This is a genomic window from Colwellia sp. 6M3 (genome assembly GCF_014077595.1).
In the GTDB taxonomy this organism is placed as follows: domain Bacteria; phylum Pseudomonadota; class Gammaproteobacteria; order Enterobacterales; family Alteromonadaceae; genus Cognaticolwellia.
The window spans coordinates 1-253 of the sequence record NZ_JACGWF010000256.1 but is presented as its reverse complement, the minus strand read 5'-3'; the positions used below and the strand labels follow the sequence as shown (position 1 = coordinate 253).

Below are 253 nucleotides of genomic sequence, written 5' to 3'. Positions count from 1 at the left end.
AGACTTGAAATTACGTGTTTATGTTACGGGTGGTGGCTGCTCTGGTTTTTCGTATGGTTTCACTTTTGATGAAAAAGTCAACGACGGTGATATGACGATAGAAAAAAAAGGCGTTACTATGGTAATCTTTATCTCAGCTGTCTACCTTAGAGCAGAAAGATTTATCATTTAGTTTTCAGTACTTCCAAATTATTGCCGGTGAATTAACTCTGCCTGAAAATTTTATTCCTGAAACTATTAATGTCGCTGCGAT

General features: G+C 36.4%; 1 protein-coding gene and 1 pseudogene. Both read left to right on the top strand.

What is annotated here, in order from left to right; genetic code table 11:
• Positions 1–127, top strand: a pseudogene (locus tag H4J50_RS19300) (iron-sulfur cluster insertion protein ErpA); the annotation flags it as partial.
• 10 nt (positions 128–137) lie between these two features.
• Positions 138–253, top strand: a 116-nt coding sequence (locus H4J50_RS19885) for a DUF6776 family protein (RefSeq protein WP_404842764.1), incomplete at its 3' end; no start/stop codon positions are given.